This is a genomic window from Cyclonatronum proteinivorum (assembly GCF_003353065.1).
Classification (GTDB): domain Bacteria; phylum Bacteroidota; class Rhodothermia; order Balneolales; family Cyclonatronaceae; genus Cyclonatronum; species Cyclonatronum proteinivorum.
In genome coordinates, this window is record NZ_CP027806.1 from 2616452 (window position 1) to 2631892 (window position 15441).

The window sequence follows — 15441 nt, forward strand, 5'->3', positions numbered from 1 at the left end:
ACACAAACTACGTAAAATTTATTGCTTATAAAAACGGTCCCTGAGTCTAAACCGATACGGTATAAATGCACCTATTAGCAATCTTTGATCTTTAACTCAGAATAAAAGCAGTATCAACTCACGGAAATCGCTGGAATCCGTGCGCAGCTATTGACCTCCCCCAATCTCCGACAGCTATTCTATCCTAAACAAATCATAATCAACAATTTATACTCTAAAACCTACCCTGTTATGGGTGATGCGCCTTAACTCTGCCAACTCCCTAAACCCGTTAAGCTCCGCTTCAGGGTGTTCATGAAGCGGAGCTTTATTGCCTGCTTATTCGGTATCTAACTATTGGTAGTAATAGCGGATGAGCGTAACGCGACGCATTTGCAACTGATCGCCGGACCGTAACCGTATCAGATAAACCCCGCTTGACAGGGAAGCTGCCCTCTTCAAGGCTCCCATGGCCGGTTTGGGATATTTCAAACGGAATGTTTGTGGAGGGATTCAAAGGGAATCAAAAGATCATCACCACGAGGTAATGTTCAGGCCGTTCTGCCTATTTCTCCAATGCTTTCTTCTTTCTTGCCAGAAATTCTATTCTTTTTTTCAGGCTGTCTAAGTCGCGACTCAGGTTTTCCAGTTCATCCACTTCGGTAGGCTCGAGGGAGCGGTCGCGCAGGGCAAAAGCTTCTTCGGAAGCATCGGTCTTGGCTTCATCCATGCTGTTCATGATTACCCCAATAAAGAGGTTTAATACGACCATGGTACCAATCATCACAAAAGAAACAAAATAGGTCGTAGCCCATGCGCCGTGTGCGATGGGCGAAATACAACCTTCCGCTTCCGTGTAGCCCCAAATCGTATGGTCACAGCCATACATGTTGATATACATGATGTCGGTCCAGTCTTCAAGGGTCACAATCCTGAACAAACTTAACAGGCTGAGCTGCAGATTCCCGAAGTGAACGGGGTCATTGATACTGAACAGAAACACCCCCATGGTTGCGTAAATGTAGAAAATCACCATCAGGAGCACGCCCACATAGCCAATGGACGGAATCGATTTCAGGAGGGCGTTTACGAGTAGCTGCAGCTTGGGAATGGTCCGTACCACCCGGAATACGCGGAGCACCCGTGCAAGGCGCAGGACCGCATACATAAAGCCTTCGACATCCGGTAGCAACAGGGCCGCGTAACAGACAAACACAATGCTGAAATCGAAGATATTCCAGGGGTCATTGAAATATCGCAGCGGCCGGTTGCCATGCGCTGCCATCTTGAGTACGATTTCAACAAGGAAGATGAACAGGATAATCTGATCGAGCCAGAAAATCAGCGTGTAATGCTGCATGGCGAATTCCTTATAGGTCTGCACCCCAACCAAAACCCCCGCAAAAAGAATGACTATGAGGATGAAGTTGGTAAACCAGTTGGTTTCAACAATTTTTTTGCAGTATGCGGAAAAAGCGCTCATTACAGCGGTTTACTCTTAATGACAGTATGGTTGAATTATAAGGAAGCCTAATTCTCAGCTTTCGGCTGACGATCAGCGGTTCAAAAAACACGCAAAAATAGCAAAGAATGCCGGATTTTCCCGCATTAAGCTGCCGCCTATCTTTTATATTGCGCACCAAACAGATTTCCACTTCAGAACCAATATGGCAAAGTCAAAAACAAATTATGAATGCCGGGACTGCGGCTACACCACAAGCCGGTGGCTGGGAAACTGCCCGGGCTGTAAAAGCTGGAATTCCTTTGAGGAAGTCATAAAGCCTGAAGAAACAGCTGCATCCAAAAAACACCGTGCCCGGCTTATGCCTGCACAGCAAGCCGAAGGCAGCACCAAAGCCCGGCTGCTCGATGAAATTGACGCACAGGAAGCAAGCCGAACTACCACCGGTATGGCCGAATTCGACCGCGTGCTTGGCGGTGGCATCGTAGCCGGTTCCTTTATCCTGGTCGGCGGCGATCCGGGCGTCGGGAAATCTACGCTCGCGCTGCAGCTTGCGGGCAGGCGGCCTGATCTTAGCATTTTGTACTGTTCCGGGGAAGAATCTGCCGGTCAAATCCGGCAGCGGGCAACCCGCATGAAGCTCCATGCCCCAAGGCTGCACCTGTTCACCGAAACGGATATCACGCTGATTCAGCAACAGGCTGAGCTGCTCAAACCTGACCTGCTGATTATTGACTCCATACAAACCGTGTTCCGGCCTGAAATCACGAGCATGCCGGGCAGCGTAGCGCAAATTCGTGAGTGTGCAGGCCTGCTGATGCGCCTTGCCAAGCTCACGGGGCTGACCACGATGGTGATCGGGCATGTCACCAAGGAGGGCGACCTGGCCGGGCCTCGGGTACTCGAGCACATGGTTGATGTGGTGCTGCAGTTCGAGGGCGACAAGCAGCTCAACTACCGTTTGTTACGCACGCTAAAAAACCGCTTTGGGCGCACGCAGGAAGTCGGCGTTTTCGAAATGCGTGAGAACGGACTGCGGGACGTCGCGAATCCGTCGGAGCTGTTTCTTTCGGGCTTTACGGAAGGCATCAGCGGGAATGCGGCGGCCTGCATTCTGGAAGGCAACCGGGCGATCATTCTCGAAGTGCAGGCGCTGGTGACGCCTGCATCCTACGGAACGCCGCAGCGCACGGCCTCGGGCTACGATCAGCGACGGCTGCAGCTTTTGCTGGCTGTACTCGAAAAACGACTCGGCTACCGTTTCGGGGACAAAGATGTGTTCCTGAACATTGCGGGCGGCATCAGGCTGCAGGATACGGCTTCGGATCTCGCCCTTGTTTCGGCACTGGTCTCGAGCTATCTCGACCGGCCCGTACCTGAAAAGACGCTGCTTATCGGGGAAGTCGGTCTCGGCGCGGAAATCCGGCAGGTGAGCGGGCTTGAAACCCGGATCAGGGAAGCTGCCAAGTCGGGCTTCAAAATCATCTACGCCCCCGGCAGCATGAGTGACGCCCTGCCGTCCCTGCCCGGCACCAAAGTGCACTTTGCGGGACAGCTGCATCAGGTCAATCAGCGGCTTTTCGGGCCTGGCGGGTGATGTTTTAGTTGTTTAGGATCTGTTTTCTAAGGTGTTCTTGACTTTCTATCTAAAATCTTGTTTCTCACGATATAGAGAGGACGATTTCGGGTTTGAAAGTAAATTCTTGTAATGTATTCACCTAAAATACCAACTGACATCAACTGAATGCCACCAAACATTACAATCGAAAAAAGAAGTGCTGTAAATCCCTGTGGAACATTTCCATAAAAGAATCGCATATAAAGCACATGAATACTGTAAATTACTGATATGGAAAATGCAAAAAATCCGCTGTAAGTAATGAGCTTAACAGGAAATTCGCTAAAATTAAAGATACCATTGTATGCCAGCTTTGTTAGTGCGCTGATGGAGTATTTTGAGCTACCTGCATGCCTTTTTTCTCTTGTATAGGGGAGTCCGGTTTGACGGAAGCCTGCCCACGCCCGCATACCCCTAAGGTAACGGCTCTCTTCCGGCATACTATTGATAACATCTGCTACCCGACGACTTATGAGAGAGAAATCACCGCTGTCCAAGGGTAAATCTACAGGCGTAATTCGCGATAGCATTCTGTAAAACTGCTTGTATGCGATTTTTTTAAAAAAACCTTCCTTTCTTGATTTTCTGATTCCGTAAACAACGTCGTATCCCTCATTCATTAATTCTAAGAACTGAGGCAGCAATTCCGGAGGGTCTTGCAAATCACCATCAATAATGAATACCGCCCGACGGCCCCTCGCATGCTCCAAACCCGCAGATATAGCAATCTGATGCCCGAAATTACGCGACAGTTCTATAAGCTGAAACCGCTCATCCTCAAGCGCAATTGATGTCAGATATGGCCCGGAACCATCCGTACTCCCATCATTAACAAGAACTGCTTCTGTCGGTAATGGACAGTTGTCCATTACTTGTTTCAATCTCCGGCAAAGCTCTTCAAGATTTTCAGCTTCATTAAAAAGCGGAACTACAACCGATAGTTCGGGCTCATTCATCTACAGATTGTTCTATTTATAGGGATTGGTTCCAATTTTCGGGTATATAAACGGGAATTAACCATTCGGTTTGATCCCTGTTTTCAAGCAGCTTATAAAGTGCCCGATTAACCGTCTCATGCTGATTAAGTCCATCAATGTAACGTGTTTCAAAACGTTGAAGGAAAATAGCATGATCAGGATACATTTTTCGAATTCGGTAAAGAAAACCATCCCAGGTTTCTCCGGTTCGTCGGGTATTCCAGTGCGGGTGTGTCACGAATACATCTCTGCTATAATAATTAATAAGATGCTCACCCCATAAAATGATTGTCTTAGGCGGAACCCCTTTGTATTTTTCAATTGTCATTTCCCTGAATTCCGGAAACATAAAAGAACTTCTTTGCGAATTAAGCAAAGCCTGTGTTGTTACAGAAACAAACAGAGATACAAACATTAAACTCATTAGTAATACTCTTGAATTTTTGCAAGTGCTCTGTCGGGAAGCCGTCCATGAAAATAGTAGTCCGGCAACGATTAAAAAAACACCGGGTGCTGTATAACGATAATGCAGATGCATGGTTTCTGTCGTGGCACGAATCGCTATAAGTGTTAACAAATATATCGCGCCAGTCGATAAAAAAAGCAGTGCAGGAATATTTTCCTTAGAGGGAAATAAAGCCTTCCATTGCCCATTTTTGAACACAAGCCAAAGCACAGTGATCTGCACCAAAAGAGAAGACCCAAACAAAATTAAGTGATTATGTCCGCCTACCATCATCAGGTTAATATCATCTCCAAATACACGAATTATTTGATAGGTGTACTCGAAAAACGTTTCGGGCGAACTGTACCGGGGACCTGTAATCATACCGGTAAGCTTAAAATTAAAATAGAGATACAGCCCCATCAGACCAGCTGAGACAGTAAGAAACAGCGCGGAATAAACAAATCTCCCAAAAGACAACCTTCTTTTTACGTAGAGCCAAAGCACAAACAAACCATTAACTGATAATATAAAAAAACCAATGTAACGGTTTAAAAACAAGAATAAAGCTGACAAGGCCATTAGCAAAACGAATCGCCTGCACCCTGTTTCATATAGCCTTACACAAGCGAGAAGGTTTAATGTAAGAATGGGCAGAAAGAGAATATCAGAAAGAGAAAAAAAAGAAATCGTGATAACAGAAGCAGGAAAAACAGCCAGCATCACAAGCGGATCATGAGACGGACTAATTCGATACAAAAGCACGGCAGTAATCGCGAAACAGGCAACATTGAGAAATTTTGAAGCCCAAATGACATCCCCAATGCCAGCCTTGGCTACAATTCCGGTCAAGACTCCATATAAAGGGGGCCACCATGAGTTATGGCCACCATGCGGAAAAAAAGAAAGATCCTGAGACAAAGATCTTGCAAGTGCCATAAAGTAAATCGAATCCTCATTGCTTAGCCCCCTCTGATCAAAATAGCTGAGCAGAAAAATGGCCGCGGCAACACCTGCAAAGCCAAAACAGAGTACTATTTTTTCTGCATTTAGGGTTTTCATTGCTTTACTTGTTGATTTAAGCACTTTCTGTTACCGCAGGGACTTTTCTGCCTTTGCTTTATCTCTGACAGCTTGACTGCCATCAATAATCCAAAAGCTGCCGGATTTTTGCGTCAAGGCGTTTGGTCGGGAGGAAGCCTTGTTCGAGGTTTCGGTTGAGCGGGATGGGGGTGTTGAGGGAGGAACAGCGCATGAGGGGCGCGTCGAGGTGCTCGAAACAGTGCTCGCTGAGCTGCGCGGCGACTTCCGCCATGGGGCCGAGCACTGCGGTTGCTTCTTCCAACAGAAGTACGCGGTTGGTTTTGGCTACGCTTTGGCGCACCGTCTCCGTATCAAGCGGCACGAGGCTGCGCAGATCTATGATTTCGGCTTCAATGCCTTCTTCGCCTGAGAGCTTTGCTGCGCGATCCAGCGCCCAGTGTACGCCCATGCCGTAGGTCACGATGGTGAAGTCGCGGCCTTCCCGAACAAGCTTTGCCTTACCGAGCGGCTCATATGTTGGCGCCATGCCAACTTCCCCCTTCAGGCTTCGGTACAGCATTTTGTGCTCGAAAAACAGCACGGGATTGGGATCCATAATGGCGCTGTAGAGCAAATTGTAGGCGTCTTCAACGGTGGAGGGCACCACAATTTTGAGGCCGGGGTGCTGCATGAACCAAGGCTCTGGGCTCTGCGAATGGAAAGGTCCGGCGCTCACTCCCGCGCCGTGCGGCATGCGGATGGTGATGTTGAGCGGCGGGGTCCAGCGGTAGTACGATTTGCCTACGTTGTTTACAATCTGATTGAAAGCGCAGGTGATGAAATCGCTGAACTGCATTTCCACAATCGGCTTGAAGCCGCTCAGGGTGAGTCCGATGGCCGCGCCTACGACGCCCGATTCGATGATGGGCGTGTTGCGGACCCGGGCATGCCCGAACTTATCCACAAAATCCTGTGTGACCTTAAATGCGCCGCCATATTCGGCAATATCCTGCCCCATGATGAGCGTGCTTTCGTCGTTTGTGAGAACGTAGTCGAGGCTTTCTTTGATGGCATCCACAAAACGAAGGGTGCGCTTTTGGCCATCGCTTTGGGTGTTTCCGTTGGACGGCAGCACGGGTTCGGTGATGGAAAAAATGGCGGCCGTTTCGGATTCTTCGTCAAAAACAGGTTCCGGGGCTTCGAGGGCGCGGTTGAGGTCGTCGAGGAAAAACGCGTCGGCTTCGGCTTTCAGGCGCTCAAAATCGGCATCATCCATCAGTCCCTGTTCTTTCAGCAATTTTTCAAACTGAAGGATGGGATCTTTTTTGGCCCAGGTCTCAAAAAGTTCTTTGGGGATATAGGCCGTACCGGAAGCTTCTTCATGGCCCCGCATGCGGAAGGTGAGCGCTTCAATTAAAACGGGCTTTTGCTCCGCAAGGGCGAAGGCCCGGGCTTCGGCAACGGCTTCGATGACATCCGGGAGATGGTTGCCGTCAATAACCCGGCTTTCCATGCCGTAGCCCGCCGCTTTATCCGCAATTCGGGCGCAGCGGTACTGTTCGCGGGTTGGGGTTGACAAGGCGTAGCCGTTGTTTTCAATCATGAAAAGCACGGGTAAATCCCAGACGGCGGCGAGGTTCATTGCTTCATGGAAATCGCCTTCACTTGTGGAACCTTCCCCGCAGAATGCAAGCGCAACCCGCTGTTCCTGTTTAAGTTTGGCGGCAAGGGCAAAGCCGTCGGCAACCGGAAGCATGGCCGCAAGGTGGCTGATCATGCCGCAGGTATTGTAGTCAGGCAGGCCAAAATGAAAGGAGCGGTCGCGTCCGTTGGTGAAGCCGTCTTTCTTGCCTAAAAGCTGACAGAAAAGGTTGTACAGCGGTACGCCGCGGGTGGTGAAAACGCCGAGGTTACGGTGCATGGTCATGATTACATCTTCAGCCTGCAGTGCGCTTGCTACCCCTACTGGAATCGCTTCCTGACCCATGCCCGAAAACCATTTGGAAATGCGGTTTTGGCGCAACAGGCGCAGCATTTTCTCTTCTATACGCCGCGGCAGGATTAAATTCCGGTAATGCTGAACGGCCGTATCATCCCCGAGTGAAAAATATTTATAGGCTTGCATTCAATTTAGATAGAAAAGTTTGTATTTTTGAAATTCTGTACTGCATGCTGATTGTATCAGGAAGCTTAAGATACTTATGATTGCATACAGATTGATACCCGTCGGGTATCAAAACCAAAAAACTTTTTATGGAAGATACTTCATAACAGATACCATCAAAAATCTCAAAAAAGGAAACCAAGGTACATTGACCAACTTTGTTTCTCAGGCTTCTGCGCAGGCCTTTTTTTCACGTTTATCTCCGGCATTATTTTCGCAGCACGCTGCATACACGGCTGATAAACCGCGCAAAACCGGTAGCGACCTTTTCTCACCCTCTATCTCCGAAACCGCTGTTTCAGGAGTTCAGGGTGCCAAAATGGTTGCTTTTTCTGTTTATATGAGACCTGTAACCAAGCTGGGCTTTAATCTACCATCCACCAAAATCCAGAGAGGTTAAACCATGCAAATGCAAGCTTTAGGGCGCCAGATTCTGGTCGAATACTACGACTGTAACAGCGATATTATTAACGATGTGTCTCAGATTGAGTCCATTTTACTTGAAGCAACACGCAAGTCTCAGGCAAGCATTATCTCGCACAATTTCCACAAGTTTAGTCCGCACGGGGTAAGCGGCACCGTCGTAATTGCTGAATCGCATGTTGCCATACACACCTGGCCGGAATACGGCTATGCTGCGGTCGATATTTTTACCTGCGGTGAAACCATCGATCCCTGGATTATTCAGGAACATATCAAGGAGCGATTCGAATCCAAAAATGTATCAAGTCTGGAAATGAAGCGCGGCATGTTCAGGGTAGCTGAAGGCGAAGAGCTTCTCTTCAAGCCCAAGGACAGCGCCAAATACAATTCCGTAAACTGATCCTACTTTTATTTTAACTTGCTGCGCAAGAACTGCAATTCGTACCCTTCTTGCCTGGCTGACCAATCAACCGATTATTATTTTTAGCCTTATGATGGTTCAAAATCCCAATATTTTTTCACTGGTTAAAGGTGCTGCGGAAGGCAACACAACCCTGAATGCCTTCGACCTTGCCTTGCTGAATGCCGGTGTGGGCGACACCAACCTTGTGCGCATGAGCAGCATCATTCCGCCCAACTGCGAGCTCGTGGATAAGATCGTGCTGCCTAAAGGCGCACTCATCCCGATTGCTTACGCAGCCATTAACTCCACAAACCCCGGTGAAATCATTTCCGCCGCTATCGGCGTAGGCCTGCCTGAAAACGAAGGCGAACCCGGCCTTATCATGGAATTCGAAGACACCGCGCCGCTGAGCGAAGTGGAAGCCGTTGTGCGTCAGATGGTTGTTGACGGCTATGCTTACCGCAACCGCAAATACCGCGAAATTCTGACCCTTGGTATCGAACACAAAGTTGAAAAAGCGGGTGCTGTTTTTGCCGCTGCCGTACTTTGGTATAAATAAGATTTTCAAGTACTAAACCAGGCCGGCCCAGTCTGAAAAGGCGGGCCGGCTTTTTTTTCGCCTGAAACACACCGTTCTTTTTCCCCTTCACAACCTGACTTAACCGAAGCATCCATGCCCATTCAGTACAACGAGTTTTACAACGAGCAAACCGGCCTTACCGTCGGCATCAAAAAGCAATTGTTCCATGAAGTTACGCCTTACCAAACCGTCGAAGTTTTCGAAACCGATACCTGGGGCAATCTCATGACCATCGACGGCATGGTCATGCTCAGTGAAAAAGATGAGTTCGTCTATCATGAGATGATGGCACACATGCCGCTACTTACCCATCCGAAGCCCGAGACCGTGCTCATCATCGGCGGCGGCGACGGCGGCACGGCCCGTGAAGTGCTCAAGCATCCAAGCGTGAAGCATGTGGATATGGTCGAAATCGACGAAGCGGTAGTGCGCGCAAGCAAGCTGCACATGCCTGCCGTGGGCGACTTCGATAACCCGAAACTGCACGTTAAATACGAAAACGGCCTCACCTTCGTGGACGGCCCCAGAGAAGTTTATGATGTCATCATCATTGATGGCAGCGATCCGGTCGGACCGGCAGTTGACCTCTTCAAGCGTGATTTCTACGAAAAATGCCACACCTGCCTCAAAGCCGACGGCGTATTGGTGAGTCAGACCGAGAGCCCCTTTGTGGAGCACTATCACGACAGCATCCGCAGCGTGCAGCGTGCCATCGACAGCCTTTTCCCCATTGCGAAACTCTTCCTCACCTGGATTCCGCTCTACCCAACCGGCATGTGGTCGATGTCCATCGCAAGCAAGCAGCGCGACCCGCTGTCTGCGGAAGTGCTTGAAATCATCGACACCCGCATCGCGACCTTTGCGGATACCCTCAAATACTACAACAAAGACGTACACGCGGCAGCCTATGCCCTGCCCGGCTTTGTAAAACAAATGCTGGAAAGCGAGTAGCCGCTATCCTGTCCTTTTGCGAAAGGGAAGCCGTGTCATTCACAGCTTCCCTTTTTTTGTTTTATTATAGGATGACGCCATCCAAGCCCGCCGAATTTCCACATCATGTCCTCACCTCCGCTGAAAAAAAAACAAAACAGGCTGCCTCGCCCTTGCTTCCGGGTTTTGTTTCTTGCGTTTATGTTTTGGTTTTGGGGTGGGTTTTGTGGGATGAACAACGCCTTCGCCCGTTCAGCCCCCCTTGCTGCGACACAGGCCCCATCAGCCCCATCGTCAACCATTGCAGCCGTACCGGACTCCCTCAGCCTTCACCCGCTCCATCTCAAACTCGACGGCCGTCGGGTTTCCCTCCCTGATTCGCTACGCAAGATTGAGCCTCCCATCATCACAGAAGAAGCAGCAGGTCTTCCCCAAAATGATGTGCTGCAACAGGCCATTCGCTACGTCACCGAAAAAGCCGGCGCTGACGGATACCTGCAAGCCGCCCCCGATTCCCTCCGGCTCCCCGAATCCCCGGGCGATCCCCTGCAGCTTTGGATCAGCCGCGGGTGCCGGTTCAGCCTCAGCAGCATCGAAGCACGCCTCATCCCCACAGCAAACCCGGATACGGCCGATGCAACGGCTGTGCCCGAGCAATCAGAAGCGGAACTGCAAGCCTTAGCAGGCCGCTACCTGCGCCCCGGACGACCATTCCGTCAGGAATCCGTAGAACGTGAAATTCGTGCGCAGCTCGATTTCTGGGAGCGGGAAGGCTACCTTTTTGCGCGGGTTCAGCCCGAACTGCATATACAGGACTGCACCGTAGCGGTCACGCTAAAAGCTGATCCTGGTCCGCTGGTGCAGGTTGAAAGCCTTCGCTTAACCGGCGTAAACCGCAACAATCCTGTTTTTTTAGCACGGGTGAGCGGCATCCGCGAAGGGATGGTCCTCAACGCTGCAAGCCTGCGCGCGGCACGGCTCAATCTGGAAAACACCGGTTTGCTTGCGTCAGTAGGGGAAGCAGTGCTCATGCAGGAACCCGGCTCATCCGGCTTCATCGTGGAAATTGACGTAGAAGAGCGCCGCACCAATGCGGTCGATTTGCTGTTTGGCTACCTGCCCGATCCCGGCGGCGGGGGCACCGTTATTGGCACAGGCGATCTCGTACTGCGAAACGTGTTTTTGCCCGGCAGCCGGCTTGATCTGCAGTTCGAGCGTCTGCAGCAGTTTGTGACCCGTCTTGATCTCGGCTTTGAGTCGCAGCACATCGGCAGCACCCCTTTTGGAGCCGGCGCGCGCTTCCGCTTTGAACAGCAGGATACGCTCTATCAGGTCAGAACCCTGCGCCTGAACGGACGCTACCGCCTGAGCAGCACCACGAGCCTGATAGCAAGCCTGCGTCAGGAAGTAAGTGTAAGCGGCGCCCTGCCCGTCGCACAGCTGCGGGTGCTCGACGCAACTTCGCTTTTCACCGGCTTTGGCATCACCTTCCGCGACACCGACCGCCTGCGCAACCCAACCCGCGGGGCCGAGCTCAGTTTCCTTGCCGAAACCGGCATCAAGCGCATCACCGACGCCAACCGTGAGCAGTTTACCGAACGCAGCCGCTTGAATCAGCAGGAGCTCAGCTTCAGCGCCCGCGCCTACCTGAGTCCGCTGCGGCGTCAGGTCATCTCCCCGGGGCTCAACGGATTTCTGAGCCTTTCACCTGAGTACACCGAAAGCGACCTGAACCGCTTCGGCGGCGCCCGAAGCCTGCGCGGCTACCGCGAAGAGCATTTCCAGGCCTCCCGCATGATTTGGGGGGACGCCGAATACCGCTACCTCCTCGACGAAACATCCTACGCCTTCGTGTTTGGTGCCCTCGGATGGTACGAGCGCCCCGCCCTCATCTTCGAAGGCCGCCCGACCATAGCCCCCGAAGATCCGCGTCCGCCCGCCAGTCAGCGGGAATGGCTGCGCAGCTGGGGCTTCGGCTTCGCGGTCGGCACCCCGCTCGGCACCATGCAGTTCAGCTACGCCCTGGGCCGCGGCGACAGCTTCGGAAACGGCAAAGTGCATGTAGGCCTGCGCGCTGACATCTGAAACCAAAATATAAAAGGCCACAAAAAATGGGTGATGAACCGAATCATCACCCATTGATTTAGCTACTTTAAGTTAAATTGTGATCAGTAGCGCGTAACACCTGCAAGCTGATGTCCGCCGGGGACTTCCTCGCGCTTCACCCCGTACACTTTACCGCCGTTAAGCAGGGTCCGCAGCCCGGCAAGATCGATCAAATCCTCAGCCGTTTCACCTTCATGCTCGATACGGATTTCGGAACTGCCTTCATTGAAACGTCCCCAAACCGCGTCATCAACGGCCATGAACAGGGTTTCAATTTTTCCTTGTGCGGCTGCCGGTACGACCTCTTCAATGCGGTGCACAACCCGGTTGCTGCCGTTCAGCTCGGTAAAGGCTTTGCGCGCATCATCCTGTTCGCGGGTGAAAACTTCCTGCACAATTTCCCAGCTGCGGCTGTGCAGCTCCTCACCGCTGAAACTGTCAGAATGGCCATGTACACCGCCTTTCAGCAGGCCGGGGTGCGTGTTGACTTCATGATACAGCGGGTGCAGATACTCCACGCCCGTAAGCACAACCGGCACCTCGCGGTCACTCAGGAAGCGCGTGAGTTCCTTATCAACCTTGCGGAAATAAGCGCGGATCAGCGGCTTCTGATCTTCATCGCCCCCGCCTCCGTGTCCGTGGAAAAGCGCAGCCCGTGAACCGTTAGGCGTTACCGGACCACCGGTATGGAATTGCTGCGAAGCCATAAACTGATCGATACGCAGTGCTTCAGCAAGCGCAGGCGGAAGGAAATCAGCGTCAATTTCCTTCAGACTAAACCGCGAGCCCTCAAAAAGGGTTAGCTTATTCTGACTGATACCCAGCACATAATACAGACCATCTCCGCTCAGCAGCGGCAAAAGTGGCTTCAGGTGATAGCGGTGCGACACAAGCGCAAGCTCCGGAAAAGAAACCGGAAACTGATTGACTTCGAAATGGTCTTTGGACAAGAAAATGACCAGGCCATCGCTGAGTTGCTGCCAGTTAGGCGCTTCCTTGCGGAAATCCTCGAGCGGCTTTAGCAGGCGGTCAATTTCGGAATCCCGCATCCCCCTTTTTTTCAAGCTTTCTGTTACCTGCGTTGTCAGGTTTTTAAAGCGAATCTGATCCTGACGAATTTCATTGCCTACCCTGTGCGTAGGCATATAAATCGAAATGCAAATAGGGTCCTGAATCTGATGTAGGTCTTTGAGATACTGCAGGCTAAGTCTTTCCATAAATACTCCTTAATCTTCGGTTTGAATGGTTTGTCTGTAATAAGTCAGGCGCCGGACCTTTCACGCCGCTGCGCCTTTTTTTCGCTAAACTTTAATGCACGAACAAGTTTCCTGTTTTATTGCTGAACCATACGACATCTTGTCTTTATGGTCATTCATAATTCAAAATAAGCAAAGGGGATTAATCCCCAAGAAAAAAGCTGCTATCTATTCTAATATCAATTGTAAAGCGTGCGCAAGCATTCCGTTGAATCACCTTGCTGAGCGCTTCAGACCTTTTAACCTGACCCTGCCTTACAGTCTTTGCTTTCCTATTTTTTGAATCTGCAATATGGGCTCCGGAGATATTTCACCCTTGCAGGGCTAATAGATTCAAACTAAAAAAATGACCGTGCTCATTCCGGAAACGCTTAGGCTGAAGCGGGCTCCCAAACGTTGCAGCGGGCTTTGCGGAACCAGCTTCCTTCCGCTTATTTGAGATTGCGGCAGGCTCTTCCTGGCAAATCCCGAATAATGCTGCGCGAGGTTTCGTGCGGGTTTGAAGCACCGCGCCCCAGCATGTAAGAAATGACGGGGATAAAATATTGAATTTATGTAGGTTGCAAGCCTTACCAACCCTCCAAGGGTCTCTACTTTGGAGGGTTCCCGATCAGTCGCAGTATGCGGGCGGACACGCTGGCCCGCTCCTAAAAGTTTTTACCGATGAAAGTATTTTTTCCGTGGCTTTACAGGTCCAATGCCGGTACCGCGGCGGTCAAAACCTGTCAGAGAATTCCAAAATCTCTGGCAGGTTTCTCCACAAACCGCACAGCAGCTTCTATTCCGGTTTTTGCTTCAGTTTCTTAACAGCGTAGGCACCGCCCGCGGCGAGCAGCAGGGCGAGGCCACCGCCGATCGGGGTTTGCTGCGGTGCACCCGGCGGCAGAGGCGGACCGGAAGGATTGCCCGCAGGCTGCGCCGTACCCTGCCGGCCCCAGTCCGGTTCGTCGCGGTACTGCGCTTCAGCGGGATTGATGTCGATGAACAGCACAAGCGCTGCGATAAAAAAGAGAGTGACAAAGAAGTGTTTGATGCGATTTTTCATGAGATCAGAAATTTTGGGGGGAAAAGTTTGTGGACGGAGGACAGAGGGCAGAGGACAGAAGTCAGAAGACAGAAGACCGAGATCAGCAGTTCAGTCTGATTTATCAGTTGGTAGCCGTGATGGATTGCAAAGCATTGCAGCGGGGCGTAGGCTGTTCGCTGCAATGCTATGTGCTGATTCACCTGCAGGGCTTCGCTTCCTGTCCCGGAGGGCGCTGCTTTTATTTGAGCAGCAGCATCTTGCGGGTGATCACCTGATTGCTGGTTTGCAGGCGGTACAGGTACACGCCGCTCGACAGGCGCGAGCCGTCGAACTGCAGGCTGTGGAAGCCCGCTGTCTGCTCCCCGTTGATCAGCGTCGCTACCCGCTGACCCAGCACGTTGAACACGTCGAGGCGGATGTGCCCCGATTCGGGCAGCGCGTACTGTATGGTTGTGGTCGGGTTGAAGGGGTTCGGGTAGTTCTGGTCCAGGGCCAGCTGCGCGGGCAGCTCCGGCTGAATCTGCTCGGGTTCGCTGAACAGCAGCTGCAGCGTGAAACGCGGCGCCATACCCGCGGGACGCCCCTCATTCGCGGGCTGCATCGCAGCTAAACCGGCATTTCCGCCAGTTGGCGCTGTTATATCCAATTGGGCAGGCCCGCTGTTCCGGAAGCCCACCGGCGCCGGCAGTGCTCGCGGATTTACTGAGGAGGCCGACACCGAAGCCATTCGCTCCGTCACCGCGCGGGTCGCTTCAAAGCTGCCCGACGCGGCTTGCATGCGGCGGCCTTCTTCAGCGGCAGGACGCCCCTGCGACGGGCTGTGCCCGAACACATAGGTGCTGCCTGCCTCCATTACCACCGTCTCGCCTGTGTGGTGATCGGTCAGGCGAACCTGCCCATGCTGCCAGTTTTCCAGGGTCGGGATGCGCAGGGTGTAGCTGCCCGCGCGCTGTGCGTCGAACAACAGCGGAAAGCTGTAGGTGTTGCCCGCCTGCATCCGCTGATGCTTCATGCTCAGCGGCCCAAACTGACCATGGCCGCCCCGAAG

General features: G+C 51.8%; 13 protein-coding genes. 6 read left to right on the forward strand and 7 right to left on the reverse strand.

Features of this window, described 5'->3' with window-relative positions; translation table 11 throughout:
• Positions 1 to 544: 544 nt before the first annotated feature.
• A complete protein-coding gene (locus CYPRO_RS10035; protein ID WP_114984489.1) occupies positions 545 to 1462 on the reverse strand; it encodes an ion transporter in 918 nt (305 codons plus the stop codon).
• Between the two features lie 184 nt (positions 1463 to 1646).
• Here CYPRO_RS10035 and radA point away from each other — a divergent pair, with 184 nt between their 5' ends.
• On the forward strand, positions 1647 to 3038 hold the full coding sequence (gene radA, locus CYPRO_RS10040; RefSeq protein WP_114984490.1) for a DNA repair protein RadA: 1392 nt from the start codon (positions 1647 to 1649) through the stop codon (positions 3036 to 3038).
• Between the two features lie 26 nt (positions 3039 to 3064).
• Here the strand turns inward: radA and CYPRO_RS10045 are convergent, their stop codons facing one another.
• The 3 genes from CYPRO_RS10045 to CYPRO_RS10055 form a co-directional block, all read right to left on the reverse strand.
• The gene (locus tag CYPRO_RS10045) at positions 3065 to 4015 is read right to left on the reverse strand and encodes a glycosyltransferase family 2 protein (RefSeq protein WP_114984491.1); all 951 of its coding nucleotides are present in this window, start codon (positions 4013 to 4015) and stop codon (positions 3065 to 3067) included.
• Between the two features lie 16 nt (positions 4016 to 4031).
• A complete protein-coding gene (locus tag CYPRO_RS10050) occupies positions 4032 to 5543 on the reverse strand; it encodes a glycosyltransferase family protein (RefSeq protein ID WP_114984492.1) in 1512 nt (503 codons plus the stop codon).
• A gap of 82 nt (positions 5544 to 5625) precedes the next feature.
• On the reverse strand, positions 5626 to 7629 hold the full coding sequence (locus CYPRO_RS10055) for an alpha-ketoacid dehydrogenase subunit alpha/beta (RefSeq protein ID WP_114984493.1): 2004 nt from the start codon (positions 7627 to 7629) through the stop codon (positions 5626 to 5628).
• A gap of 76 nt (positions 7630 to 7705) precedes the next feature.
• On the opposite strand from CYPRO_RS10055, the gene CYPRO_RS10060 reads away from it, so the two are divergent.
• The 5 genes from CYPRO_RS10060 to CYPRO_RS10080 all read left to right on the forward strand — a co-directional run bounded on the left by CYPRO_RS10060 (position 7706) and on the right by CYPRO_RS10080 (position 12089).
• Positions 7706 to 8068 (forward strand): hypothetical protein, encoded by a 363-nt coding sequence (locus CYPRO_RS10060; RefSeq protein WP_114984494.1) that lies wholly within the window; start codon positions 7706 to 7708, stop codon positions 8066 to 8068.
• 3 nt (positions 8069 to 8071) lie between these two features.
• Complete coding sequence (gene speD / locus CYPRO_RS10065; RefSeq protein WP_333472964.1) at positions 8072 to 8491, forward strand: adenosylmethionine decarboxylase; 420 nt, start codon at positions 8072 to 8074, stop codon at positions 8489 to 8491.
• A gap of 91 nt (positions 8492 to 8582) precedes the next feature.
• Positions 8583 to 9053 (forward strand): pyruvoyl-dependent arginine decarboxylase, encoded by a 471-nt coding sequence (locus CYPRO_RS10070; RefSeq protein ID WP_240644728.1) that lies wholly within the window; start codon positions 8583 to 8585, stop codon positions 9051 to 9053.
• 114 nt (positions 9054 to 9167) lie between these two features.
• A complete protein-coding gene (speE, locus tag CYPRO_RS10075; protein ID WP_114984495.1) occupies positions 9168 to 10025 on the forward strand; it encodes a polyamine aminopropyltransferase in 858 nt (285 codons plus the stop codon).
• Between the two features lie 210 nt (positions 10026 to 10235).
• A complete protein-coding gene (locus tag CYPRO_RS10080; RefSeq protein ID WP_124245585.1) occupies positions 10236 to 12089 on the forward strand; it encodes a BamA/TamA family outer membrane protein in 1854 nt (617 codons plus the stop codon).
• 83 nt (positions 12090 to 12172) lie between these two features.
• Here CYPRO_RS10080 and CYPRO_RS10085 read toward each other — a convergent pair whose 3' ends face one another.
• From CYPRO_RS10085 to CYPRO_RS10095, 3 genes are all read right to left on the reverse strand, one after another.
• Positions 12173 to 13327: a baeRF3 domain-containing protein gene (locus CYPRO_RS10085; RefSeq protein ID WP_114984497.1), complete on the reverse strand. Its 1155-nt coding sequence runs from the start codon at positions 13325 to 13327 to the stop codon at positions 12173 to 12175.
• An 817-nt stretch (positions 13328 to 14144) separates the two neighbouring features.
• Positions 14145 to 14411 (reverse strand): PID-CTERM protein-sorting domain-containing protein, encoded by a 267-nt coding sequence (locus CYPRO_RS10090; protein ID WP_114984498.1) that lies wholly within the window; start codon positions 14409 to 14411, stop codon positions 14145 to 14147.
• Positions 14412 to 14631: 220 nt separating this feature from the next.
• Positions 14632 to 15405 (reverse strand): T9SS type A sorting domain-containing protein, encoded by a 774-nt coding sequence (locus CYPRO_RS10095; protein ID WP_164682688.1) that lies wholly within the window; start codon positions 15403 to 15405, stop codon positions 14632 to 14634.
• Positions 15406 to 15441: the final 36 nt, after the last annotated feature.

What these genes read in the sequence shown, in the direction of transcription:
- CYPRO_RS10035 (WP_114984489.1), bottom strand. Translation starts at nt 1,462, where the DNA reads ATGAGCGCTTTTTCCGCATACTGCAAAAAAATTGTTGAAACCAACTGG.
- radA (WP_114984490.1), top strand. Translation starts at nt 1,647, where the DNA reads ATGGCAAAGTCAAAAACAAATTATGAATGCCGGGACTGCGGCTACACC.
- CYPRO_RS10045 (WP_114984491.1), bottom strand. Translation starts at nt 4,015, where the DNA reads ATGAATGAGCCCGAACTATCGGTTGTAGTTCCGCTTTTTAATGAAGCT.
- CYPRO_RS10050 (WP_114984492.1), bottom strand. Translation starts at nt 5,543, where the DNA reads ATGAAAACCCTAAATGCAGAAAAAATAGTACTCTGTTTTGGCTTTGCA.
- CYPRO_RS10055 (WP_114984493.1), bottom strand. Translation starts at nt 7,629, where the DNA reads ATGCAAGCCTATAAATATTTTTCACTCGGGGATGATACGGCCGTTCAG.
- CYPRO_RS10060 (WP_114984494.1), top strand. Translation starts at nt 7,706, where the DNA reads ATGATTGCATACAGATTGATACCCGTCGGGTATCAAAACCAAAAAACT.
- speD (WP_333472964.1), top strand. Translation starts at nt 8,072, where the DNA reads ATGCAAATGCAAGCTTTAGGGCGCCAGATTCTGGTCGAATACTACGAC.
- CYPRO_RS10070 (WP_240644728.1), top strand. Translation starts at nt 8,583, where the DNA reads ATGATGGTTCAAAATCCCAATATTTTTTCACTGGTTAAAGGTGCTGCG.
- speE (WP_114984495.1), top strand. Translation starts at nt 9,168, where the DNA reads ATGCCCATTCAGTACAACGAGTTTTACAACGAGCAAACCGGCCTTACC.
- CYPRO_RS10080 (WP_124245585.1), top strand. Translation starts at nt 10,236, where the DNA reads ATGAACAACGCCTTCGCCCGTTCAGCCCCCCTTGCTGCGACACAGGCC.
- CYPRO_RS10085 (WP_114984497.1), bottom strand. Translation starts at nt 13,327, where the DNA reads ATGGAAAGACTTAGCCTGCAGTATCTCAAAGACCTACATCAGATTCAG.
- CYPRO_RS10090 (WP_114984498.1), bottom strand. Translation starts at nt 14,411, where the DNA reads ATGAAAAATCGCATCAAACACTTCTTTGTCACTCTCTTTTTTATCGCA.
- CYPRO_RS10095 (WP_164682688.1), bottom strand. Translation starts at nt 15,405, where the DNA reads ATGAAGCATCAGCGGATGCAGGCGGGCAACACCTACAGCTTTCCGCTG.